Source organism: Pseudomonas sp. LBUM1645 (assembly GCF_059716185.1).
The window spans coordinates 3,479,289-3,504,182 of the sequence record NZ_CP166811.1 but is presented as its reverse complement, the minus strand read 5'-3'; the positions used below and the strand labels follow the sequence as shown (position 1 = coordinate 3,504,182).

The window sequence follows — 24,894 nt, the reverse complement described above, 5'->3', positions numbered from 1 at the left end:
CTATCTCCTGTTATTTGCCGTAGGTGGTGTGGATAGCGACGATGTCCGACAGCAATGCGAAGGCTGTCTCCATACGCCCTGCCCCAGGCCCGGACACCGTGACAGCCCCCAGCAGTTCGGTATTGAATGACACTGCATTCGTAGCACCGCAAATTCCGGCAAGAGGATGTGAGTTCGACAGTAACCGAGCCTCCACACTCGCTCGAACCGAGCCATCTGCTTCACGATCGGCTGAGCCAATCAGTTTCCAGCTCGCGCCATTTGCACTTGCCTGAGCAATATCTTCCGCGCTGATATTGCTGATACCCGAACACGCTACATCACTGACATTCAATCGTGCATTGAGCAGTTCGTTGGCCAGGATCACCACCTTGAGGCGTACGTCAAACCCTTCCACGTCGGCGGTTGGATCTGCCTCCGCGTAGCCGAGTTGTTGCGCTTGTACGACGGCATCGTTGAACGCTAGGCCGTCTTTCATTTGGGTGAGCACGTAGTTGGAGGTGCCGTTCAGGATGCCTTCGAAACCTTGTACGTTGGCACCCGCCAAGGCCTGTTTGGCCAGACGAATCACGGGGGTGCCACTCATCACCGCCCCCTCGTATTCGAAAGCGACCCGGCTGCGACGGGCCAACGCCTTGAGCTCGGCACCGTGCAGCGCAATAGGCCCCTTATTGGTGGTCACTACATGAATGCCACTTTCCAAGGCCCAGCGGCAAAAGGTAGTTGCGGGCTCGCCATCCACCGGATTGGTGAAAGTGGCCTCAGCGATGATGTCTGCACCGGAATGCTTGATCACGTTTTCGTTGAATGCCTCAGCATTGCCGCCGGGCAGTTGAGCGAGTGCGCCTTTCTCAATCGGCAGCGCGACTAACTGTTTTGCATCCAGACCGTCTTTAGCAACGATGGAGCCAAGGAACAGATCGGTGACACCGACAATTTTAATAGTGAAGCCCAGTGACTCTTTCCACTCGGAATTACGATCGGCGACCAATTGGGCGAAGCCACGGTTCACGCCACCAAACCCTACCAAGGCAATTTTGTACTCAGTCATAAAAGCTGTTCCTTTATTGATGTTGTTCGATAGGAACATGCTAAGAGTCGGGCTTTGGCAGTTGAATATGGCAGTCTGCTGTATTAGTTGGGCATTTTGCCCAAGCACGATTTTTAAAACACTGCTGAAAGGACGAACGATGTCACGGTGTTTTCCACCCCCGGCATGGCCGCGATTTCCTTCCACACGAGATGGACACGTTCAGGTGTGGCTGCATTCACGCGCAGCATTAAATCGAACTCCCCACTGAGTACTTCACACTGCACGACTTCGGGAATGGAGCGCAGTGCAGCCAGTACTTCTTCGCCACGCATGCGGTCGTAGCGGTAGACAAAGATCACCGCGCTGATAAGCGACGTAGGCCGCCGCGACTCACCAAGAAGTACCGTATAGCCCTGGATCGCACCGTCGCGCTCAAGACGCTCGATGCGCTGGCGCACAGCATTGCGCGACAAGTTGATCTTGGCACCCAGTTCGATATGGGCTATTCGCGCATTAGCGGTAAGTTCGGCCAGTATGCGCTCGTCCAGCGGATCCAGAATGCGCTTCATGAAAGCCTCTGCTGCGCCACACGAAGAGCCTGGCACAGCCCCTCCAGATCGTCCTTGGCCAGGTAAGGTGGTTGTGCGCGCACCTCGACAGTGCTCGGAACGCTTGCTTGCCAGACACCCAACTCGGCCAACAGCGCCGCCGACTTGGCCGGCGCAATTTGCCCGAAGGTGACCATTGGCGCCCCCAGGCTGCGTCGATGAAGCCGGCCGGCCAGTACACCGACAGCGGTGTGAGGATCGATGGCCGAGCCTGTCTCTCGGAACAGTTCGACCACCTCATCGCGCACCTGGGATTCGTCTACCGCATAGGAATCGAAGAGTACTCGGGCACGCAGCCATTGCTGATTGCCGATGCTCATTTCTCCGCAACTTTCAAAATGCTCCATCAGCGCTTTTGTTGAGCAGCCATCGTGCTCGTAAATTTCCCAAATAAACCGCTCCAGGTTGGAAAACAACGAGAAGTCCATCGCCGGCGATACTGTTCGATTAGTCATCCGGGTGGAGTAGCGATTGCAATGAAAAAACTGGTGCAGGGCATCATTGCTGTTGGTGGAAATGATCACCTGATTGATGGGTAATCCCATTCTCTGCGCGATGTAGCCGGCATAGATCTCGGCCGAGCTGGCAGCTGGAACGCTAAAGCCAACGGGACGCGAGCCACCGCCCAGTTGCAACGCCGCGTGGAAGTAAAAAACTATCTGGGCCAGGACGCCGATCCAATTGGTCGAGTTGAAACAGACCGGCATCACTCCGTCCAACGGCCACTCACGCAAGAGTCGGGAGACCAGCGTCTGGCAATCATCGAAATTACCGTCAACCGGAAACAGCTGAACCCGCTGCGGGTCGGCTGCCTGCAATGCACCGAGTTGCTCAGGCGCAAGACCGTCGCGCGGATACAGTATCGCCATGCGGGCGGCCGGGCAGTTAGTAAAGGCTTCAAGCGCTGCGAGGCCGGTATCACCGTTAGTTGCACCGACCACCAACGCTTCTTTACCGACCTCCTCCAGAAAATGCTCGACCAGGCGCGACTGCAATTGCGCGGCGAAATCCTTGGAAGAACGGGTCGGGCCATGAAACAGCTGGAGTATCCACTCGTTATGCCCGATCTGCTCAAGCGGCGTAATAGCGCGGTGCTTGAATTGTTGATAACTGTCGCTGAGCAAGGCACGGAGGGTGCTTTCGTCGATGGACGAGCCAACAAAGGGCGAGATTACCCGCCATACCAGCTCATCAAACGGCAGCCATGACCAGCTGGTGATTTGTTGCTCAGTGAATACCGGCAAACTGGTTGGGACATACAGGCCACCATTTTCGGCGAGCCCCGACAAAACCACACTGCGAAAGTCCGCCCGCATGTCACCGCCGCGTGTGCTTACGTAATCCATGACCACTCCCAATCGGTATTACAAAAGGCGGTGAGCTTGAGCCACCAGCCAAGTAGAAAAATTTGCGGCATCAGGCGATAGCACTTCGGTCTGCTCGTGCACCAAATAAAATGATTCGCTGGCCTCGATTCGGTGGCTGAATGGCGCAACCAACTGCCCACTCTTGAGCAAATCCTCGACCACCGAAGACCGTGCTAGCGCAACGCCCTGCCCTAGTTCGGCCATGCGGATCGTGGAAATCAGCGTGTCAAACTGAAGGCCACGGGAATAGTCGACGTCGTCTGCTCCAACTCGCTTCAGCCAGTAACCCCAACCTTCTTCGTACCCCAACACATGAAGCAGAGAATGGTTCATCAAGTCACAAGGCTCATGTATTGGAGAGCTGGCCATTAGCTTTGGGGAGCAAACAGGCTGAAGGATGTCCCAAGTCAAACGCTGAGCGTGCAAGCCCGACCACTCACCGCATCCCCAGCGAATCTCCAGGTCATCCTCGCCGTCCGGTTCTTTCACCCAAATGTTGCTGATATATCGAATATCAATCTGGGGATACTCCCGACAAAAATCTGCGAGTCGGGGGGCCAACCAATAGTGAAGAAAGGAAAGGCTGCCGCGCACCTTCAAATGTCTTCGATTGTGCTGGCCGAAAATCTCGTTTGTGCCAACTGCAAGGCGACTGATCGCGTCTTGTACGACAGGCAGGTACGACTGCCCTTCCTCGGTCAAGCCAAGCCCTCGGGGTAAGCGCTTGAACAGCGCCACACCGAGGTGACTTTCTAACTGACGGATCTGCTGACTCACAGCCCCTTGAGTCAAATGGAGTTCCTCCGCCGCGTGGGTGAAATTCAAATAACGCGCCGATACTTCGAATGCCCTCAACCAATTCAAGGGTGGTAGTGACTTTTGGCTCATCGGCGCAACCTCATCAGGGCTTTATCTATGCTCAATCATTGCCTGAGAAATTCACGCGGTGCTAGAGGAATGAACAGCTGCGGCTAAAGCCAACCGCTCTGCTCTCTTGTTTCGAGTGATCCAGTAAACAAAATAACACCACGCGATAAAGGGGAGGCCGAAGTAAAGCGCCACTCGCTGCTCAGGATCAAAAGCGATACCCACACAGGCCAGCAGACAACACAACATTGCACCGATAGGCACCCATGGATAGCCACGTACACGGAAATGTAGGTCTTCAACTCGTCCGCCATTAGAGACGTATTGACGACGGAACGCGATCTGGCTTGCAGCAATGCTCATCCACACGACTACGACCGCCAGACCGGAAATGGACACCAAGGCCAAGTAAACCGTATCAGGGGCAAACACACTGCTGAGCAGAGAAGCCACTGCACCCGCCATACTAAGAACGATGGCGTTCACCGGTGTGCCCCGACTGGAGAGCCTGGCGTAGCGCTTAGGCATATGTCCTTGATCGCTCAATGTCCACAGCATGCGCGATGCTGCATACAGTCCCGAGTTAGCGGCGGAAATCAGTGCCGTGAGAATGACGAAATTCATAATGTCGGCAGAGTATGGGATGCCAATCAACTCAAACACCATGACGAACGGACTTTCTACGAGCCCCGCTTGTTCTCGTGGCAGTAACGTCGCAAGGACGAAAATTGTCCCCACGAAGAACAGAGCCAAACGTACCACTGTCGTGCGGATTGCCTTGGGCACGCTAGTTTGTGGATCTTGCGCTTCACCTGCCGCAATTCCGATCAGCTCAGTTCCGGAAAATGCGAAGGAAACAGCTAGGAGGGTCATTGCAATGGGTAAGAACCCGGTGGGGAAAAGCCCCTCACGTGTGAAGTTGGAAAGTCCCGCACCCTGCAAATTCTGTACTTGAAAAAGACCGAAAATTGCCGCTCCGCCGATCACAATGAACGTGATAACGGTCAGAACCTTAATCAGCGAAAGCCAAAATTCAGTTTCCGCAAACAAACGAACAGAGACAACATTGCTTAAGAAGACTGCAATGGCAAACAGCGCACTCCAAATCCAGACCGGTGTGTCAGGAAACCACCGAACCATCAGTATGCCCGCAGCTGTAAATTCTGAACCGATAGCTACTGCCCAAGTGAGCCAGTAAAGCCAGGCCACTGTATAGCCTGTGCCTGGGCCCAGGTATCGCGTGGCGTAGCTACTGAACGATCCGGTTTCTGGCATCTGTACAGCCAACTCACCGAGACAGACCATGACTAAATACACCATCACTGCACCGATCATGTAAGCGATCACTGCACCGAGTGGCCCTGCCTGATTAACCGTGTAACCGGAAGTAAGGAATAACCCCGTACCGATTACACCGCCCAACGCCAACATAACGATGTGGCGGGTTTGCATTTCCTTTTTGAAATGCGAATTTGGATCGGGCTGATTATCTTCTATCTGTGTGGTCATAGTTGTATTCTCATGAAATGTTCGGACAAGCGTCTTGTAACTGGCTTTTGGGCAGTACAATTTTGTTGTCACTGGATTTTATTATTTTCATTCTTCATGAAGGGCTTAAGATGAATATCGAAAGTCCTGCCCGTATTCAGGCTCCTACCTCAATGAAACGTTGAGCACTGTCAGCGTGAGGGCTTGCATCACCTTGCTTACTTCGCACTAAAGCGAAGGCTTGTTTTAGATCAGCCAATAAATCGGCTGAATCTTCAATACCTACGGACACTCGAACCAAACCTTCGGAAATTCCAAGTGCCTGACGTTCTTCCAAGGTATTTTCCACGTGACTGGTCGTCCGAGCCGGCCCATAGATGGTCTCGACAGCGCCCAAATTACCCGCCCGATGCGCATATCTGAGCAGCGGTAGCAAACGAGTAACTGTGTCCATGCCTCCTTTCAGCACGAAGCTCACGATGGCTCCGAATCCGTTCATTTGCGAACGAGCGATGTCATGACCTGGATGTTGAGGCAACCCCGGATAGTTCACAGACTCGACCAGCGGTTCGGTACAGAGGTACTCGGCCAAAAGTTGCGCGCTCGCCTGTTGCTGGCGAAGACGCAGAGCCAGAGTCTTGATGCCTCGGATGATTAGATACGCCGAAAAAGGATCCAGCGAGGCACCATTGATTTCACGGTAATGGCGAACTTGAGACATCAAATGCTCGGCGCCGCAAACCACACCACCGAGTACATCACCATGACCGGACAGGAATTTAGTCGCGCTGTGCACAACCACATCAACGCCTAAAGCGAGCGGATTCTGATTCAGAGGCGTCGCGAATGTATTGTCCGCGACAACCAAAGCACCCACTCGCTTCGCCGCTGCCGCAAGGCGACGAATATCAACGATTTTCAGCGTTGGGTTCGTGGGTGTTTCCAGGTACAGGACGCTGCAGCCTTTAGCGATCTCCTGCTCAAGTGCCACAGTGTCGAGCGTATCGCAAAGGGTTACCTCCACACCCATGCGTGGAAGAAACTCCTCAAAAATTTTGTTCGTACCACCGTAGCTGTCACGTGTAGATATCACACGCTGCCCATAGGATAGGAAGGTGTGTAGTACACCGCTGATTGCGGCCATTCCGGTGCTGAAAGCTACAGCCGACTCTGCGTTTTCGAGCTCACAGAGTTTATCTTCTAAGACAGAGACAGTGGGGTTGCTCATCCGGCTGTAAATGAAGCCGGGCTCCTTTCCCAATGCCACGTCATACCACTTATCGATATCGTCATAGCCATAGGCGGCACTGACCACGATGGGTGTCTGGGTCGCATTGTAGGGATGCTGAACTTGCTCTCCTCCCCATACGACTCGAGTCCCCATACCAACCTCTGAAGCTTGGACGGCGCGTTTCTTATTTTCCATAAAATGTCTCGCATCAAGGGAAACACAACCGTGTTCCATGTGGGCTTGGGAGGACTATAAGGAAGGCTCATGCTTGTGAAAAATCATGATATCTGGGAGTAAGGGGTGCTTTTTTTAATGGCTGGATGCGAGTTGCAGATTGTCAAACCGTTACTAGCTGAGAGCACCTCACCAACATTCAGCTGCGAGACATCACGTGCTGGGTATGCAGCACTAAAGCACCATGGATTTGCAGAGATGAACCCAATGACTCCTGACGGTCGATACTTTGTAGTCAAAGGGCAGCTGTGGCGTTGCAGCAACCCTTCGCTGAATGAGATGACCCGCAGCGCCTTGTTGACGAGCTGATGGCAGCGCGGCGTGAGGTAAAGGCAGCGAAAGCCTCGGGCGATCCTGGGCAGCTTAAGTTGGCTAGGGCGAGCGTCCAAACAGCGAAGGTGGCGCTCGGGGAGCGCGGGCATGCCTGGTGGGACGATGGTAGTCCTGATTTCAATAGTTACCAAGTCGGCAATACCCCCTATGCTGAGTGGTACCTTTCCATAAGGCACTAACCGCATGCATCCAGAGGGGCGTGTGTAGAACAGTCGTAAAAGGACAACTAGATGCTTGGATGCATGCCGTCAGAGGATAAGACAGACAGCTCCACTGAAACCATCACTGCGAAGGCTGTGCGGGCTGGAGCTACATTCCGACTCATAACCAGCTTCATGCTGGTAGTAATCGTCGCATTCGTGGCAGTTGAGGGCTGGCGGACATGGCGCGATTATCGTGCTGCCTTTGCATCTGCCCGCGACTCCGTAACGAATCTGGCTCGTGCGACGGCTCAGCACGCGGAAGATGCCATTAGGCAAGTAGATGTACTGACCGCCGCGCTCGGTGAGCGGGTGGAAGGCGACGGCTTACAGAACATCAACGTCCTTCGCATCCACAAGCTATTGGTTCAGCAATCCAAAATAATGCCACAGCTGCACGGACTGTTTATTTACGGCTCTGACGGCCAATGGATCGTGACCGACAAGGAAGCCATTCCAGAGCCGGCGAACAACGCAGACCGGGACTATTTCCAGTATCACCGCACTCATGATGATCGAAACGTGCGTATCGGCGAAGTAGTCAGAAGTAGATCAACCGACGATCTCATCATTCCCATCTCTCGCCGATTGAACAACCCAGATGGATCCTTCGCGGGCGTATTACTGGGGACGATCAAGGTCAGTTACTTCGTGGACTACTACGGCGATTTCAAAATCGATGACAAGGGCGCTTTGGTTCTGGCCATGCGCAGCGGAACAATTCTGGTGCGCCGTCCCTTCATCGCATCCGTCGTCGGTAAAAGCTTGGCGAACAGTGAGATTTTTAAGCGCTACTTGCCAGCGTCCAACGAAGGCATCGCTGAGGTTAAGGCCGTCATAGACGACACCGAGCGCCTGTACGGTTATAGGGCATTGACCACCTACCCCCTGGTCGTTGAAGCCGGACTGTCTCGTGAATCCATCACTGCACCTTGGCGCCGAGATCTATTAAAAACAGGGTTTGTGCTGGTGTTCTTGATCGCCGTACTCGCCGTTTTTGGATTCATCGTTTTGAGTCAGCTCCGTCAAAGAATGGTGGCGGAAAGAGAGTTACGTCACGCACACCAAGCTATGCGAGACATGGCGCTCACTGACAGTCTGACCGGACTGGGCAATCGTCGACGGCTGGATAGCGCGCTGCTGGATGAGATTCGCTTGGCGAAGCGCCAAAGATCATCGCTCTCATTGATCATGCTTGATGTCGATTACTTCAAACGCTACAACGACAGGTATGGACATGCGGCCGGCGATGACTGCCTGAGCGCGGTTGGGGGAGCAATCCAAAAAGCGGTTAAAAGGCCTGGGGATCTTGCCGTCCGGTACGGTGGAGAAGAATTCACAGCCCTACTTCCCAACACGGATAGCGCGGGCGCAAAACAAGTCGCCCACGATATCTTGGAAGCAATTCGATCACTGAACATTGAGCACGCCGAGCATCCCTTAGGGAAGGTCACGGCCAGTGCAGGCATTACTACAAGCCAGCCGAGCACTGAAGAGGTGACGCCGGCCACTTTGCTGAAGTCGGCTGACGCGCAACTCTATTCAGCGAAACAACGAGGACGAAATCGTTGGTGCTTCGCTGATGAGCCTGCGCTATGACTCGCAGTGCTTTTTTCCATTACTGACGGTGGGCGTACCGTCGTCCTCAGGCATATCGGCCCGGGAACACGATCGCACCTAGCGCATGATTCGTTACCAAGCAAGGCAATCCTCATTGAACAAATCCGCAGGAACCTTACCGCCATTTTCCGCCAGCTTTTCATGAACGCCCAATGGAGCGAGATGTTCATCGCCGCCGAGACGCTCACGCGTCATTTGCAGTACACCGTCCAAAGCTGATCAACCCGTGTTGTGAAACTCTGACTCATCATCTCCCTGCGCATCCCCAATCCGGATCGGTCGGCACACTCGCGAGACGCATCGCCCCCCTGCCCCACCTGCCATTGATGGCATCCAAAACACCCATTACTTTCTCGGTCGCTTCAGGCTGGGAGATCGAAAAGAGATCTTCGGTGTACTCGCCCTTTTGGCAAAGGTTATCAACGGCAAGTTCTTTGGCTTTCGCCCTCTTCGAAAAAAGAAGTCCTAATATGTCCGGTGGCACAGGCTGCTATCGGCCGAGGCTGTGTAAAAACGTTTTTCAGCGCGACCGGCACTCAAAACCGGACTGGACATCGCGCTTCTACGCAAAATCCACATCTGCTGACGTGCCGATAAATTTCAGATTTAACGTAGATGCGCACACCTCAATTTTGGCGAAGCGTTTTTACACACTCTGGACCAAAAGCGGCCTGCTACGGATGATGGTTTTCGGCCAGAAGCCAAACCTACTGAGCAACAGCGACTTGATTACGTCCCCGCGCCTTGGCTCGATATAGTGCTTTATCAGCATTGTTCATCAAGCTGTGCAGATCTTTATTACCAGCATCCGTTGACGCTACGCCGAGGCTGGCTGTTATGCAGTGAACAGGCTCGATCATCAATCCAGCAATAGTTTGGATGAGCTGTTCTGCAATCTTAACGGCGACTTCAATGGAGGTGTCCGGGAGCAGAACTGCGAATTCTTCTCCACCTAGCCGGCCGTGGATATCCGTTGCACGAAAGGACGAACTGATGACCACACCCATTTGGCGCAAAACCTGATCCCCAACCTGATGGCCGTAGATGTCGTTGATATGCTTGAAGTGATCCATGTCCAACATTACGGCGCACAACCCTAACCGGTTGGTTTTACATTCGTTGTAGAGCTGCTGGGCATGCTCGAAAAAAGCTCGTCGACTCTTCAAGCCGGTCAGTTCATCGGTTTGTGCTGCACGGGTTGAAATGCTGTTCGCCTGTTCCATTTCACGGGTTAGTCGAAAGGCGGTTTCCAGCGCCTCGGACATTTTTCGTGTAGCGCGGGCAACAAATGACGCGAACACCAAAACCGAGAGTGCCATGCCGACTTGAATCGTGGACGATTGAAACAGCAGCCAGGCGGTGCACGGCAACAGAACCAGGCCAATAGACACTAGTGTCATATAGCGGTAAGCCGAGTAGCAGGACACCGCGCTGACAGACATCCCGACAGTAAAGAGCATGACCAACGCCTGCGACAAAAGATCGTCTGCTGGCATGACAACGAATGCGCCTCCCCCCCAGATACTGGCGGATAACACGAGCGTGCTCCAATATTTGCGTTCCCAGCGTTGAGGCGTACGTTCACTTTCGTCGCTACGAAAATAGGCAACAAACATCGAGATGCGCAACAGCGTCGATCCGGTCAGTATGGCCAGCCACCAAAGAATGACGCTGTGTTCAAAACGATCCCAACACAGCCAACACAGCATGATGGCAGCGAGGTAACTACCAAAAACCGCAGAAACTGATTGGCGAAATAGTTGATGCAATCGGTCAGTTCGCACCTGCTCGGCTATGAAAGACTCTTGGTCATTCCGAGATCCTGGGCCATCCATGTGATCCACCTGATCATGACGCAACTAAAAAACTATTGTGGCACCCTGCCACCAAAGCAAACAATCAAATTACGCTCGTGGCCGTCCGCAAAGCTCTTGGAGAATTGACCGGTCTCGTAGCCAAGCCCGAACGCCAACCAGTTCAATGAGCTGCGCTCCTGTCGCCCCATGAGGAGTGATCGTTATTCATCGCTAAAGGATGAACATACCCTGGCCCTGCCAGCTTTCTTCGCTTCGTAAAGTTGCTTGTCCGCAGCTTCTATCAACGCCTGGAATTCAAGATCGTCAGTAGGCGTCAATGTTGCGACACCTAGAGAAATAGTCACCACACGATCTACATCAGAAGCAGAATGCTCGATACCCAGCGCCCGGATATTCCGTTGCATTTTTTCTGCAAGTTCGACTGCTCCGCAAAGACTTGTATTGGGCAGAATGCAGGCAAACTCTTCGCCTCCATACCGAGCGACCAGGTCATAGGGGCGTCTAACCGTTTCAGATAACGCCTGGGCAACGGATTTCAGACATCCATCGCCAGCCAGATGCCCATATCGGTCGTTGTAGCGCTTGAAATAGTCGACATCCACTAAAATGAGCGACAGCGGCTTTTGCTCTCGAAAGCACTGGCGCCAATCCGCCAAAATGTCCTCATCGAATTTGCGTCGATTGGCCACTCCAGTAAGGCCATCCATCAACGCCATAGAACGCAGCAGATCGTTCTGTAGCTTCAGGGTCAGATGTGTTCGCACACGTGCTCTGACAATGGTGGGATTGATCGGTTTACTGATGAAGTCCACCGCGCCTAGCTCCAGACCTAGCACCTCATCTGATTCCTGCTGCTGTGCGGTAATGAAGATGATAGGGATGCCTTGAGTCGCGGGATCAGCCTTGAGCCGACGGCATACTTCATGCCCGTCCATGCCCTCCATGACCACGTCCAGCAGAATCAGATCGGGTAGCAGGGTCCGACATAGGGTGATTGCCTGCTCACCGCGTGTGGCCATGAACACATCACAGTCCTCGCGGAACAGCTCATGGAGTACCCGGATATTAGTCGGTTGGTCATCGACGATGAGGAGTCTTGGACGGTTATGGGAATGCGGCAACCAGGTTTCCATTGCTTGTTCCATCAGGCAGATCTCAAAAGGTCACGACCCATCGGCATCGCAGCGGAAAAGTCGAGCGACTGCACCAGGACAACCAGTTCGTCGAACTGTGGGCGCAGGGATGGCGGCGTTTTTGACGCCAATGCGTCTGCCAGCTCTATGGCTTGAAGGTTACCCGCCTCCAGCATTAGCAAAATCTCTTTAAGGGATTCTTTCCATTGCGTCGGCTCCATTGTTTCCTTACCTGCACTGATCTTTGCTCGTGGGCTCTGACCAAAGTCGACATGCATCTGCTCAAGGCTTTGTTGCAGTAACCTGCTCAATTCGTCAAACCATGTTGCGTCAGCAAAGATGCTCGCTACAGATTCTGCATCTGCGGATTTCAGCTTTTGCTCCAGGTCGCCGGCCAGCAGAGACATCGCCTTGGCACCCATGGTCCCGCTGCTGCCTTTAATTGTATGAAGCACGAAAGCTGCCCCCGATGCGTCTTGCCGCTGGATCTGATCGTGTAACCGGACAAGCTGTTTTTCTATCTCGGGACCAAAGTTACGCAGCACGTTGCGGATCAAATCGAGGTCACCACCAAAGCGGCTAATGATCGATTCACGAGGCTCGATGACGCCCTCTCCTGTATTGGCTTGGCCCAGGGCTGGAGATGCCTGGCGATCCTCACGGCCCGCTTGAAAAAGCAATGTTGCGACGAGTTGTTCAAGATCTATGGGCTTGCCGACATGTTCATTCATCCCCGCAGCAAGACAGGCCTCACGGTCGGTATTGGAGGCATTTGCGGTCATCGCCACTATTGGCAGCGCTGCAAAACGTGGATCCAATCTAATGCGACGGGTCGCCTCCAAGCCATCAATATCCGGCATCTGGATATCCATCAACACCGCGTCGAAGGGCACCATCTCAGCCATCACCCTGCTCACACCTTCCAGACCGCCTTCAGCCAACGTCACTTGCGCACCTTCTCCTGTCAGTAACTCATCGGCAACCTGCCGATTAAGCATGTTGTCTTCCACCACCAATAGTCGCAGCCCGGCCAGGCGCTGCGGTCTGTCAACAGTTGACTTGGACGGGAGTGACTGCGGAAGGCCTTTGCCATTGAGTGCTCGCTGAACAGCGTCGGCTAACTGCTTGGGCGTGACAGGCTTGGTGAGAAACCCCACGAAGGGAGCGTCTCCCATCTCGTTTGCGTCGGCCAGCACTTCACGGCCGTAAGCGGTAATCATAATAACCATTGGAGGCGGTACGCCGTTGCCCTGCTGACGGATCAATTGCGCAGCGCTCAGCCCATCCATATCGGACATCCGCCAGTCCATCAGTACCACGTCGTAAGCTTCGCCTCTCGCCTGCGCGTTCTTCACCCATTCCACTGCTTGCGTGCCACCACTCACGTGGTCGGCCCTCCACCCCAATGCATGAACCGTTCGCATCAGCAACTCACCCGCCATGGCGTTGTCGTCGGCTACCAATATCCGTATGGACACATCGACTACAGGACTGTCAGGTCTCAGCAGCGCATTCGGCGCTACATCCAGGGTGATATCGAACCAAAAGCGACTTCCCACACCCTGCTGGCTCTCCACCTGTAGTTCACCGCCCATCAAGCTGACCAACCGCTTGCAGATCACCAAGCCCAGACCGGTACCGCCAAAGCGGCGGGTGGTTGAAGCCTCGGCCTGAGTGAATCCTTCAAAAATGCGCTGAAGTTGCTCCGGGCTGATACCGATACCGGTATCAGCAACCGCGATACGCAAGCTCACAGAGTTTTCCGTGCGCATCAGTTGCTCGACGCTGACCACGATCTGACCTTCCATGGTGAACTTGAGGGCGTTACCCGCCAGGTTGATCAGCACCTGTTGCAGCCGCAGGCTATCGCCTATCAGGTCGTTGGGTAGATTGGAGTCCAGGTCGAACATGACCTCGACTTCTTTCTGGCCCTGATTACCTGCCAGCACAACGGCGAGATCACGCATGAGCGGTTCGAGTTCGAACGGGTGCACATCCAGCTGTAGCTTGCCGGCCTCAATTTTGGAGTAATCAAGGATGTCATTGAGCAAACCCAGCAGTGATTTCGCAGCGGTCTGCGCTTTGGTCACATAATCGAGTTGACGACCATTCAGGTCGGTGTTCTGCACCAACTGCAACATGCCCAGCACGGCGTTCATCGGCGTGCGTATTTCGTGGCTCATGTTGGCCAGGAACGACGATTTGGCCGCACTCGCAGTATCGGCCTGTTCCTTGGCGTACAGTAGATGTGATTCCAGCTCGCGCTGGGAGGTGATGTCCCGATTGATACCCGTCACGCGCAGGGGCGTACCGTTGGGACTGCGTTCGACCTGCGCGCCTGCCTGTATGAAGCGGATTTGGCCGTCCGGGCGAACGACACGGAAAACTGTGTCGTACACACCATTCCCCTCGACGGCGGCATTCAGCTTTGCAGCCGTAGCAACAGAATCCTCGGGGTGAATACGCGCGTACCAGTGTTTATAACTCAGACCTGTATTGCGCAACGTCAGTGGCTGACCGTAGAACTCGAACATACGGTCATTCCACTGCAAGTTATTGTCCGCCAACGTCCAGGACCAAATGCCCAGTTCGGCTACCTCAGCAGCCATCACTAATTGGTCGTGCACCGCCATCAGTTCACTACGTTGTTTCTGCGTCGTCTCCAGGCTTGCAGCCAGCTCCTTTTCTGCCGCTTTCCGTTCGGTGATGTCTACCGCGATGCCTAGGTAACCGCTCAATTTCCCATTGTCATCACGCATGGAGGTGACCACTAGCGTGACAGGAAACCGCGAGCCGTTCTTACGTATGTAAGTCCACTCACGTGTTTCTGCGCCTTCAAGCTCAGGTTTATGGGTAAACACACGAAAACCATCGATTGCCTGAGCGTACTCCTCGCCCAGTTCAACGCTACGAGCAGCGAGTTCCTCTGGCACATGTATCGATTCAGGGGTGTGCTGACCCAGCAACTCATCGGCGTGATAGCCCAACAAATGCTCGGCGCCTTTGTTGAACACGCGGATAACGCCATCGAGATCCGTCGCAATGATCGAGACCTCAGTGGCCGAGCGCAGCACACTGCCTAACAATAGATTGAGATGCCGCAGCTCGGAAGTTCGCTGTGCAACCTGCTCCTCCAAGTTTGAATTGAGTTCGAGAATTCGGGCCTCCGCTGCTTTTTTTGCAGAGATATCCCTTAACGTCTTGGAAGCTCCAACGACGCGACCACCCTCGCCATAAATGGGTGAGACGCTGGCAGAGACATAAATCAGCTGACCGCCCTTGCAACGGCGTTGGGTATCAAAGCTGGCGATCCGCTCCCCCGCCCTGATACGCACAAGGATCCCGGCCTCCTCAGCTACAAGCGCCTCAGGAACAATCAGGTGGGCCAGTGTCTGGCCCACTGCCTCCTTGGCGGTATAGCCAAAAAGATGCTCGGCCCCCTTGTTCCAGTTGGTGACGATGCCATCGAGTGTTTTTCCAATAATGCCATCGGCCGAGCTTTCAACAATGGCGACCAGCCTTGCCTGTTCGGCGAATATCTGCCGCCGGCGTTGACGGCTGACACTCACAACACTCACCAGAGTAGCCAATAGAAGAGTGAGCAGACCACCAAGCAGCAGGACGACTGTTGGTGAAACCTGATGCAGGCGCTGGATGAACAACGGATGCGCGCCGAGTTCGATTTGCCATCGCCTCCCGTATACCTCGCGCTCCAACTGATGGGTCATCAGCGTTTCACTGCTGACCGAGTCGTTGGTGCTTTCATAAAACAGCTTCTCTTGCCCAGGGACAGTGATATCCCTCAATCGCAGATGCACCGTCTCGTTTTCTATGCGCAGGCCTCTGAGTACCTTCTCTGTCTGCAACACGACATAGATCCAGCCAAACGCTGCTGTCTCTCGTTCAACAGCGGTCGCCGGAGTCTCTCCGCCGCGAAAGATGGGCATCAACACCAGGAAAGACTGCTGCGGTTTCGCTGTGTTCTGTATCAAAGTGATGGGCCCGGTTATCCGTGCCACACCGCTCTGTATCGAGGATTGGGCAGCCTCTCGCCGCGCTGTTTCCGAAGCTATGTCCAAGCCAATTGCAGCCTGGTTACCCTCAACCGGTTCGACATACTGGACAACGTAACGCTCACCTGAATGGGGTGAGAGTTGACGAATGGAGAAACCAGCCATGCCATCGGACCGAGCGGACTTGAGAAACTCGCGTTCATCGCGCTCCGGTACTCGTCTGATAAAGCCCAAAGCACTTGCGCCGGGGAACTCGGCAGCCAGGTCGCGCGCTTGGTGATATTGGCCAAAAACTTCCCGGCTGATGCCATGCTCACCCGCTATCAGCACCGCTCCACGAGCGCCACGCAATCCGTATTGGTATAGATCGAGACGAGTTAAAACCAACTCTGCGGCTTCCTCGGTGGCCGCGGCGATCGCTTCTTGAGCCTGCTGCTCGTTGACGCGTTCAAGGATCCAGGCGCCCAGAATGCTTGCCCCTAACCCTGCCGCCAGAGTGATAGCTACTCCCCAGCTCAATGCAAAAAACTTATGCTTTCTCACCCGCGTTGCCCCATTACAGAAGGTCTTTAAGCCTTCAATATTAAAGTTCGAACCCTGTTGGGGGCACCTGCAACTTAGTTCGCATGTATCACATTAACCTTGAGCCCCGAGGATAAAAATGAGCATATTTGAGCGAAGGGAATAGGACGACAATAAAGAAAACCTTGCATGATCTGGCAGCCTTGCCCCAGAAGTACATTGGCCTGTTCCTGGGTTTCTACGCCTTCGGCCACCAACTCAAGGCCTAGCGCCTGGCCTAACTTTATGATCGCCTCAATGATCGCCGAATCGCTTTTGTCGGTGAGCATATCTCGCACAAAGCTCTGATCTATTTTCAGAACATCAATTGGAAACCGTTTGAGATAAGCCAGGCTCGAATAACCTGTGCCGAAATCGTCGATAGAAATACGAACCCCTAACGCCTTGAGATGAAAAAGGGTTTCGCAGGCGTTATCAATATCTCTTGCCAGCACCCCTTCGGTAATCTCCAACTCCAGAGATTTTGCTTCCAGTCCAGATTCGACCAGGACGCCTTTCACCATGTCCAGGAAGGACTCCTCGCGAAATTGCACGGCGGAGATGTTCACACTAATGGAAATGTCATGGCCCAGTTCACGAAACACTCTGGCGTCCTTGCAAGCCTGGAGCAGAACGTATTTGCCAATAGGAATGATCAACCCGGTTTCTTCTGCCAGAGGAATGAAATCGGCAGGCGAGACCAAAACACCGTCATGATTGCGCCATCGAATCAGCGCCTCCACCCCAATGATCTGGTTATGCTGGGCATCGACCTTCGCCTGGTAAAAGACCTCAAAAACGCCATCTTCCAAAGCGGAGCGCATATGGCGCTCAAGCAGGTGCCGGGCACGCATGCTGCTCTCGATATGCGGAGAAAAAAAACTATAGCGATTGCGACCTGAAAGCTTCGCCTGGTACATAGCCGAGTCGGCATGCCGGTAAAGTGACTCCAGATCATCGCTATCCTCAGGGAACACACTAATGCCGATGCTTGCGGAAAGGTCGTATCGGTTTGCTTGGATTGAAAATGGACTGGAGATTGTTGCGAGTACCCTTTCAGCGAAGTCGCCCACTGCGTCGAAACCTATCACCTCTGGCAGGAGGAGGATGAACTCGTCTCCTCCTTGCCTGCTGACGGTATCCACTACGCGCAAAGATCGCGATAATCGCAATGCAACCTCTTGCAACACCAAGTCGCCGACAGAGTGGCCCATCGAATCGTTGATCACTTTGAAGTTGTCCAGATCAAGCAGTAGCATCGCCACACGGCTATGGTTGCGACGGGCCTTTTGTAAAGCCTGCTCGGTACGATCCTGCAACAGTATTCGGTTGGGTAGTCCAGTTAATGCATCGTGATTGGCGAGCCTCTTGGCCTCATTTCGCAAGGCGATATGAGCCTTGATATGGGCTCTGGCAACTGGAATATTCAGCGGCTTTTGAATGAAGTCCACTCCGCCGCACTCAAGAGCGCGAAGCTCATTGTCTGTATGCGTATGGGAGCTTACAAAAATGACCGCTGCGTCCAAAAGCTCTGGATCGGATTTCAGCGCACGGCAGACCTCGAAGCCGCTCATTCCTGGCATTTCTATGTCGAGCAAAACCACATCGGGCCTGCATTGACGAGCGATCTCAAGCGCCTCCGGACCACTTTTGGCAACATAGACTTCGGCTAAGTCTCGCACTGCGGTGCCCAGAATTCTTAGGTCAGTGACTTGGTCATCGACTATCAGGAGGACTGGTTTGAGGCTAAACGTCTTGTCGTGCATTCCATTGCTCCTCGCAAATCCCTTGCATTCAATAACAAGCAATCCTAGACCAGCGTTTCTGCGGTGGGATGCCCAGTCTGCGTTCCCGAATGCGATCAGGTCAGGCCCGCCAATCGTTGAAGTCTTTCGAGGTCCGCTTGAGGCTCACCATTTTTCATGGCGGCCCCAAGGCGCATGACCACTTGTTCGCGGCGTACCTGCATGGGCGGCAACGCATAGATCGCGCCTATCAACTCACGCAGTGCCTGAGGGAGTCCCCAGGAGGCTTTCAACTTGATGGCAAAGGGGCCGGCGAAATCACGCAGGGCATGGGTGAGCACTTCTTCATCCACCCTATGCCCCTGGCCCTCCCACTTCTGGATTTGGTACAGCACACAAAGCTCACCTATCCGGTGCAGCAATGCAGCACTCTGTAGTGGCGTCGGATCCAGCTTGCATCGTCGAGCCAGGAAAACAACCTGTTCAGCCAGGCCCTCGGCATCATCCAGATAAGACTGCATGCAGGTCATCAGCACCCCATTGGTTTGGGTATTGGCCTGTCGCAGGGCCTGGCTCAACGCCAGATTCACACTGGTAAGCCCTCCCAATCGTTTAATGGCATCGATCAAACTGGTGCAGGGTTGGCCTACCCCGTGATAAGCAGCGCTGTTGGCTGCCGCAATCAGATGAGCGCACAGCGCCGGATCATGCTGCCAATCCTGGACCAATTCGCGAATATCCAGCTGCTCTCCCCCATATCCACGCTGGAGTTTTTCCTTCACCAGAGCGAGTAACGGCAGGTCCAGCTCATGAGTGGAGAATCCACTGAGATAGTCGATCAGGTTTTCACCATCAATAACAGCGGGCACTTGCACAGACGTATCGGCAGGAAGGAGCGCTTTGAGGCATTCAACGACACGCGACACTTGAAACGGCTTGGTAAAAAAAGCGCTGATCCCCAGAGACTTGACCGCCAAGACACTTTCTCGATCGGAACGCCCCGTGATCATAATCAGCGGTATTTTCAGATCCTGTGCACGAATCGTTTGCAACAGGCTTACACCGCTGGCATCCGGTAGATTCCAGTCGGCCATGACCATCTGGTAGGCACTCTGCTGCCAGGCATACAAGGCACTGGCAACATCGCCAAAGCAATCGACTTGCGCCAGCGGGCGGATGCTCAAAACCAGCTGTTTCAGAAGGTCTGCTATCCAGGGATCATCATCCAGAATCATCACGCGCATTCGGTCACCGCACTGGATTGATGCACCATTTCGAAAGGCTTTGCGGCCCGGGTTTGTTGGACGACGAAGTAGAGGTCGCTGACGTCAGGAAATGCGGTTGTGAGCGAGCAATCGGGATTGAGTCACGGCGATATCCATTTCAATTTTGGGGGTATAAAGGTTCACAACCGAATCTATTCCTCGCCGGCGAACTATACAAGCAAGCAAACAGCTCGCAGGTAAATAGGCAGGTGGGGGGAATGCATAAATGCTGCGATAGCGAAATTGCTCGGGCGGTTCCATCCTGCGCTCGCTGATCCCGGCCCCCAAATTTCGCTAGATTCAAAAAGTGATTCCGTCAAACGCTAGCTGAAGTCCCTCAACCGCAGAAAGCACCGAAATAGCCGGGGTGATCATGCTGTCCGCGATGGAGCATCTATATTGGGTCGACCCCAGCACTTCGCGACAGGCAGCAATCGCCAAAAGCAGCCACTCCCCGCCCTACAATCATTAAGCTTACGACGGGAAGATTTACAGATGCAGCAGGGGCAAAGCGTGTCTTCTCAGGATCCCTGTCGATGCCGTCGCACGCACTTTTATCACCACTACTAGTCAAGTGACGGTGTCTCAACGCGAGCGGAACATCGCGGCGCGTGGGGAACAGCATCTGCCCTGGCCGTAAGAAACACCCTCTGCTCTGCCACGAGCAGCACTTCGCAACCCTTGGAAATTTCAAGAATAAAACCGAAAAGGAAGAGCGTTGCGAGGCACAAAAACACTGTCAATTTGGACGACTAGTATCGTTGCGAGTAATTAAACCACCGTAAAAAACATAAAATTTTTACGGCCTTTAGCATAAGGGTGCTTGCCAAAAGGGAGGCATCAACACCCACGGACGCAGTGAGGATTCCACTGAAAGCCAGTCGTTTTGTAGGGGTAAAAGCTACTTAAAATAAAAAGGGGTCGCGAGATAAAATCTCGTAACCCCTTGAATTATATGGTCGGGACGGAGTGATTCGAACACTCGACCCCTAGCACCCCATGCTAGTCACAACCGACCGACATCAGTAGGGATTAGTTAGAAGCTGTACCTCTATTGGTAGCCGTTCCACTGTCTTCTACTTGCTGTATGCCACACACGTATCGTGACCAGTGATCCATCAACATTTGCCGCTTGCCGAAAAGGTCTCCACTACACGTAATCATCTAATGACGAAGGAAAAAAAGGCTGCAGGAGCAGCCTCAAGGATGGAGGGGCAGAGATGACTTAGCATCACTCATGTTCTCTTATAGGACGCAGCTTTGTCGGCTAAGCAACAAGATCAATCGACTACATGGAACCTGGGTAGCATCCATTTCCAACGAATGGCGGCAATACGGCTGACAAAAACGAACGCAATGGCGATTGCAGACGCTACTTCAAGTGACATCTGCAAATCCAACAGCGTGATGTAGGCGACGGCACCCAAAATACTGATGGATGCATAAACCTCACGTTTAAACACCAACGGTATTTCGTTACACAACACATCATGCATCACACCCCCTGCGACTGCGGTAGCTACACCCATGATCACTGCGATGCTGGGAGGGAGGTTTTGCTGAAGAGCCATATCTGTTCCTCTGACCGTAAATACAGCCAATCCAAATGCATCGGCCACCAACAACACCCTCTCGTTGAAGGTTTTCAAGGTTTTCGCCCAAATCATGGTTCCTAGCGAAGCACTAACCCCTACCCAGAAGCCATTCTCATTGGAAACCCACTCGATCGGATAATGTGCCATCAGTACGTCACGCAAGGCACCGCCGCCTAAAGCGGTGACTAAACTGATGGTGATAACGCCGAACCAGTCCAACGATTTTCGCCCTGCCATCAGGGTGCCTGTCACTGCGAAGGCTGCAACGCCTGACAACTCACAGTAATAGATCACCCAACCAGCGTGGTAAGTCTTCATCTAAGGAACCAGCCTGTACCGCAAATGGGAGAAGTTCTTGAAATGAAACACCCTCAAAGACACATATCAGGGTCTAATTACATTATCATAGTATGATAATAAAAGCACAACTGAGGCGTGCGATGAATACAGGGCAAAAAAATACAGCGGCGTATCGTCATGAGGGTTATCCGCTTGGAAAAACCACTGTCGAATCAAGCGTGCGGGTCAAAACGGTAGACGACCTGGCAATGGCGTATAGCCCAGGGGTCGCGCAGCCCTGCTTGGCGATAGCCAAAAATCCGGACGACGTTTACCGCTTTACAGGTAAGGGCAACCTCATCGCAATCATTTCCGACGGTTCGTCGATTCTGCATCTGGGCAACCAAGGATCTCTTGCCAGCAAGCCGGTGATGGAGGGAAAAGCGCTTTTGTTCAGACGACTGGCCAAGATCAACGCGGTAGATATTCAGGTCAACACCTGCGAATCGACCGCATTCATCGATACGGTCGCTCGCATTGCCGACACCTTCGGCGGCATCCATCTGGAGGGTATGGCTGAGTCCAAGAGCCTGGAGATCGAACAAGCACTGATCGCTAAATGCGACATCCCGGTGTTCTCAGACGAACCACACGGGATGGCAATTGTGGTGGTGGCCAGTCTGTTGACGGCACTAAGAGTTCAGGGGAAAAAACTTAAAGACATTAGAATCGTCTGTGGACTGCACGGGCGTGCGGCGGCCGAGTGTGTGAGGCTGCTGCTGAACTTGGGTGCACACTCCTCTCGTATCGTCGCAACCACTGGTTGTGCTCACACGATCGCGCAACTGGGGCAGTCAGTTCAATATGGACCCACGCAGCACTCGCCTGCAGCCATGAAGGGGGCTGACGTTTTTATTGGTGTTGCAGACCCGAACTGGTTAACCCCGGAAGCGATTCTGTCGATGGCAAGCAACCCCATCGTGTTTGCCTACGCCGGCCCCTATCAAGCGATTTTGCCTTGGCAGGCTCGTGAAATTCGGGTGGACTTGATTCTCGCCACTGACAGTTTCGAACATTCAAATGAATTAGCCAGTTGCCTGGCCTCGCCCTTCGTCTTCCGAGGGGCCTTGGACGTCAGAGCCCGACGGATAAATGAAGCCATGAAGATTGCTGCGATCCGTGCGTTGCACCTGCTCGCGTTACAACCGGTGCCATTAGACGTACTGCGAACCTACAACGTCGACAGATTGGTGTTGGGGAGGGATTACATTATTCCCAAGCCGCTGGATGGGCGCCTGCATTCGGTGGTAGCTGGTGCTGTGGCTAGGGCGGCAATTGATTCGGGCGAGGCCAGAATCAGTTTCCCTGCCCACTACCCGTCAATCTATCCCTTCTTTTACCCGTTTCTGGTAGACGTACCGTCACCATTTTCTGATCACGGTCAATCTAGTTAACTGTAACGAACCTAACCGGTGACAAATAAATCTCCGACCATTACAATTTGATTAACATCGACCGTTTTAGGGTACAGACAATTCCATGGAAAATAAGACTGCACGACTAACTGTGCTCATTGATCCCGTCAAGAAAAAAGCGCTTGAGGAGCTTTGCGCATCTCAGGATCTGACGCCTTCTCAGGTAGTTCGTCAGCTCATTCGGGACTATCTGGAGACGCACGGCGTGTCCTACGCCACCAAAAGCAGAACTGCGGCCAATGGTAAGTGATTCATCTGCGCATGAGCGGGTACGACGAATGCCTGCTCATCGTTCCTTCTACTCTCTTGCGCCTCATCTCTAGCCCTGGGTCTTGTCGATCTCGACGTAACTGCCCAATGCGCCACTGAGGTCAGCATGATAATGCTGTGAGCCGAGTGCCTGAAGAATCCCTGCCTTGTCGAGCTTGCCAAGGACTTTTTCGTTGGCTTCACACAACTTCACGACGATGCTGCGTTTGCGCAGCTGCTCAATAACTTCGAGCAGCGTTTGTAAGCCCGTGATATCCATGAACGGCACCCGCTTCAGGCGAATAATCAAAGTGCCAGGGTCGCTGTGCGTCTGAGCCAAAACGCGCTCAAAAGTTTCTGCTGCGCCAAAGAAGAGAGGCCCCTCAATGGTGTAAACCAAAACACCAGGTGGAAGATGTACATGTCCATTCATGTGCAACTCTGCCTCCAGCTCTTTTTCGACCATTAGCTGCACCTCTACAGATGAAGCCATCCGACGCATAAATTGCAGCATGGAGAGAATGACCCCGATATTCACGGCAATCGCTAGATCGCTGAAAACGGTCAGGCTGAAGGTGACTAAAAGGATCGCGACGTCCGCTTTTGGGGCTCGTTTGACCATGCGTTTGAAATGCTTCAGTTCGCTCATGTTGTAAGCGACCACGAATAAGATCGCAGCCAACGCGCACAGCGGGATATCCGAAGCCAGAGGCGCCAAGAAGAAAATCAATAAAATCAACGTGACGGCGTGCGCAAAACCCGCGATGGGGCTGTTGCCGCCATTGCGGATGTTGGTCGCGGTTCGAGCGATCGCGCCTGTCGCAGCAAAGCCACCAAACAGAGGAGTTACCAGGTTAGCAATGCCTTGTCCGATTAACTCCTGATTGGAGTCATGTTTGGTACCGGCCATCCCGTCGGCGACAACAGCAGACAACAACGACTCGATCGCCCCCAGCATCGCGATCGCGAACGCAGGACCAATCAATTCAATGATCTGCGGCAGCGTTATTTCAGGAAGGCCAATTTTGGGCAGTCCTTGAGGAATCCCCCCGAATGCACTCCCGATCGTTGCCACTCCATCGAATTGAAAATAGGAATGCAACGCCGTCACAACGACCATGGCAATCAGAGGACCAGGAACACGCCTTAAGCCTGGTATTTTAGGCGCGAGTAGCACCAACAGCAGGCTCAAGATGGCTAACAGGGTCGTGGGCACATGGAGGCCAGGCAGCGCTTGAATGAGGTGCCAAAGCCGCTCATGAAAATGCTCGCCACTGACTTTCGGCAAGCCCAAAAAGTCTTTCCACTGCCCGACCCAAATGATCACACCGATGCCGGCGGTGAACCCAACGATCACGGGGTCGGGAATGAACTTAATGAGTGCTCCAAGCTTGGTGATGCCGAGCAGCAATAATATTGCACCGGCCATCATCGTCGCGATCTGCAAGCCATCAACGCCGTACTTGGCCGTTACGCTGGCCAGAATGACGATGAACGCCCCGGTAGGGCCGGCGATCTGTAGTCGACTTCCGCCGAACAGCGAAACCAATAGACCACCAACAATCGCCGTGTAGATCCCTTGCTCCGGCTTGACGCCCGAGGCGATGGCAAATGCCATGGCCAAGGGCAGCGCCACAACGCCGACGATGCCCCCCGAGACGATATTTCGAAGCCAATGCTCGCGCCCTAACAAGCCTGCTTTCCAAGCTTCTCGTATCGCAATCATGACTAGCCTCGCTTTGGTGGCATGTGCATACTATTCACACGTGGTGATAATAGTA

General features: G+C 53.6%; 17 protein-coding genes and 3 pseudogenes. 4 read left to right on the top strand and 16 right to left on the bottom strand.

Annotation, left to right across the window (positions count from 1 at the left end):
- Window positions 1–10 precede the first annotated feature (10 nt).
- The 6 genes from ACA079_RS15650 to ACA079_RS15625 all read right to left on the bottom strand — a co-directional run bounded on the left by ACA079_RS15650 (window position 11) and on the right by ACA079_RS15625 (window position 6,789).
- Window positions 11–1,051 carry a homoserine dehydrogenase gene (locus ACA079_RS15650; RefSeq protein WP_497266530.1) on the bottom strand — a complete coding sequence of 347 codons (1,041 nt, stop codon included), beginning with the start codon at window positions 1,049–1,051 and terminating at the stop codon, window positions 11–13.
- A 113-nt stretch (window positions 1,052–1,164) separates the two neighbouring features.
- Window positions 1,165–1,602 carry an Lrp/AsnC family transcriptional regulator gene (locus tag ACA079_RS15645; RefSeq protein WP_030130664.1) on the bottom strand — a complete coding sequence of 146 codons (438 nt, stop codon included), beginning with the start codon at window positions 1,600–1,602 and terminating at the stop codon, window positions 1,165–1,167.
- Window positions 1,599–2,987, bottom strand: a complete 1,389-nt coding sequence (gene thrC, locus ACA079_RS15640) for a threonine synthase (RefSeq protein ID WP_497266532.1) — start codon at window positions 2,985–2,987, stop codon at window positions 1,599–1,601. The genes ACA079_RS15645 and thrC overlap by 4 nt, the downstream gene beginning before the upstream one ends.
- 18 nt (window positions 2,988–3,005) lie before the next feature.
- Window positions 3,006–3,896 carry a LysR substrate-binding domain-containing protein gene (locus ACA079_RS15635; protein WP_497266534.1) on the bottom strand — a complete coding sequence of 297 codons (891 nt, stop codon included), beginning with the start codon at window positions 3,894–3,896 and terminating at the stop codon, window positions 3,006–3,008.
- 51 nt (window positions 3,897–3,947) lie between these two features.
- Complete coding sequence (locus tag ACA079_RS15630) at window positions 3,948–5,384, bottom strand: amino acid permease (protein ID WP_497704228.1); 1,437 nt, start codon at window positions 5,382–5,384, stop codon at window positions 3,948–3,950.
- Window positions 5,385–5,520: 136 nt separating this feature from the next.
- Entirely contained in the window at window positions 5,521–6,789 is a 1,269-nt protein-coding gene (locus ACA079_RS15625; protein WP_497266538.1) for a cystathionine gamma-synthase family protein, read from the bottom strand.
- A 237-nt stretch (window positions 6,790–7,026) separates the two neighbouring features.
- Here ACA079_RS15625 and ACA079_RS15620 point away from each other — a divergent pair.
- Both ACA079_RS15620 and ACA079_RS15615 read left to right on the top strand, forming a co-directional pair.
- Window positions 7,027–7,340 (top strand): annotated as a pseudogene (locus ACA079_RS15620) (hypothetical protein).
- 63 nt (window positions 7,341–7,403) lie between these two features.
- Window positions 7,404–8,960, top strand: a complete 1,557-nt coding sequence (locus ACA079_RS15615; RefSeq protein WP_497704332.1) for a sensor domain-containing diguanylate cyclase — start codon at window positions 7,404–7,406, stop codon at window positions 8,958–8,960.
- Window positions 8,961–9,053: 93 nt separating this feature from the next.
- On the opposite strand, the gene ACA079_RS15610 is transcribed toward ACA079_RS15615, so the two are convergent.
- The 9 genes and pseudogenes from ACA079_RS15610 to ACA079_RS15570 form a co-directional block, all read right to left on the bottom strand.
- Complete coding sequence (locus ACA079_RS15610; RefSeq protein WP_497704227.1) at window positions 9,054–9,176, bottom strand: hypothetical protein; 123 nt, start codon at window positions 9,174–9,176, stop codon at window positions 9,054–9,056.
- Window positions 9,173–9,426, bottom strand: a pseudogene (locus ACA079_RS15605) (DUF4113 domain-containing protein); the annotation flags it as partial. The gene ACA079_RS15610 and the pseudogene ACA079_RS15605, both read right to left, overlap by 4 nt.
- A 262-nt stretch (window positions 9,427–9,688) precedes the next feature.
- On the bottom strand, window positions 9,689–10,816 hold the full coding sequence (locus tag ACA079_RS15600) for a GGDEF domain-containing protein (protein ID WP_497704226.1): 1,128 nt from the start codon (window positions 10,814–10,816) through the stop codon (window positions 9,689–9,691).
- 182 nt (window positions 10,817–10,998) lie between these two features.
- Window positions 10,999–11,943, bottom strand: coding sequence for a diguanylate cyclase (locus ACA079_RS15595; RefSeq protein WP_497704225.1), 945 nt, complete (start codon window positions 11,941–11,943; stop codon window positions 10,999–11,001).
- Window positions 11,943–16,487, bottom strand: coding sequence for a PAS domain-containing hybrid sensor histidine kinase/response regulator (locus ACA079_RS15590; protein WP_497704224.1), 4,545 nt, complete (start codon window positions 16,485–16,487; stop codon window positions 11,943–11,945). The genes ACA079_RS15595 and ACA079_RS15590 overlap by 1 nt, the downstream gene beginning before the upstream one ends.
- 74 nt (window positions 16,488–16,561) lie before the next feature.
- Window positions 16,562–18,271 carry a putative bifunctional diguanylate cyclase/phosphodiesterase gene (locus ACA079_RS15585; protein ID WP_497704223.1) on the bottom strand — a complete coding sequence of 570 codons (1,710 nt, stop codon included), beginning with the start codon at window positions 18,269–18,271 and terminating at the stop codon, window positions 16,562–16,564.
- Between the two features lie 95 nt (window positions 18,272–18,366).
- Window positions 18,367–19,494, bottom strand: a complete 1,128-nt coding sequence (locus ACA079_RS15580; protein WP_497704222.1) for an HDOD domain-containing protein — start codon at window positions 19,492–19,494, stop codon at window positions 18,367–18,369.
- Between the two features lie 330 nt (window positions 19,495–19,824).
- A pseudogene (locus tag ACA079_RS15575) lies at window positions 19,825–19,899 on the bottom strand (KUP/HAK/KT family potassium transporter); the annotation flags it as partial.
- An 896-nt stretch (window positions 19,900–20,795) separates the two neighbouring features.
- Window positions 20,796–21,428: a trimeric intracellular cation channel family protein gene (locus ACA079_RS15570; protein WP_497704221.1), complete on the bottom strand. Its 633-nt coding sequence runs from the start codon at window positions 21,426–21,428 to the stop codon at window positions 20,796–20,798.
- A gap of 122 nt (window positions 21,429–21,550) precedes the next feature.
- Here ACA079_RS15570 and ACA079_RS15565 point away from each other — a divergent pair, with 122 nt between their 5' ends.
- Window positions 21,551–22,843, top strand: coding sequence for an NAD(P)-dependent malic enzyme (locus ACA079_RS15565; RefSeq protein WP_497704220.1), 1,293 nt, complete (start codon window positions 21,551–21,553; stop codon window positions 22,841–22,843).
- An 85-nt stretch (window positions 22,844–22,928) separates the two neighbouring features.
- On the top strand, window positions 22,929–23,114 hold the full coding sequence (locus tag ACA079_RS15560; protein WP_201188883.1) for a ribbon-helix-helix protein: 186 nt from the start codon (window positions 22,929–22,931) through the stop codon (window positions 23,112–23,114).
- Between the two features lie 69 nt (window positions 23,115–23,183).
- Here ACA079_RS15560 and ACA079_RS15555 read toward each other — a convergent pair whose 3' ends face one another.
- The gene (locus ACA079_RS15555; protein WP_497704219.1) at window positions 23,184–24,839 is read right to left on the bottom strand and encodes a SulP family inorganic anion transporter; all 1,656 of its coding nucleotides are present in this window, start codon (window positions 24,837–24,839) and stop codon (window positions 23,184–23,186) included.
- Between the last annotated feature and the right edge of the window lie 55 nt (window positions 24,840–24,894).